The organism is Flammeovirga sp. AWQ4_249 (assembly GCF_056161045.1).
This window is the reverse complement of the sequence record NZ_JBSWYJ010000127.1, coordinates 1-422: the sequence shown is the minus strand read 5'-3', so window position 1 is coordinate 422 and position 422 is coordinate 1. Positions and strand designations below refer to the sequence as shown.

Genomic DNA, 422 nt, shown 5'->3' with positions numbered 1-422 from the left:
GACTCATTTTTATTTATAAGCCAAAAAATAGTTATTGTATCGACCAAGAAACCTTAACTATTATACCAATGGCTCATTCTTCACTTAATTTGGATTTGCAACCTTTTTTCGGATAAAAAGTTAAGCCACCTTCTGATTATATAATTTCATGAATTGTTCTGGTGTTTTATAGTCCAAAACAGAGTGAATTCTCTTTCTATTATACCAAACCTCGATAAATTCAAAGATGTCATTTCTAGCCTGTGTGAAAGAGTAATAATACTTATGGTCAACCATTTCTGACTTTAAAATTTTAAAGAAGTTTTCAGCTACTGCGTTATCCCAGCAATTGCCTTTTCGGCTCATACTTTGGATTACATGATTCTTTCTTAAATCTTTCTGAAAATTCTCTGTGATATATTGGACCCCTTGATCAGAATGGA

The 422-nt window shown here is 31.8% G+C and carries 1 protein-coding gene; it reads right to left on the bottom strand.

Annotation, left to right across the window (positions count from 1 at the left end):
• Positions 1–120: 120 nt before the first annotated feature.
• Positions 121–422 (bottom strand): IS3 family transposase (locus ACXAHM_RS26375; RefSeq protein WP_474967072.1); only part of this gene is annotated, 302 nt, incomplete at its 5' end.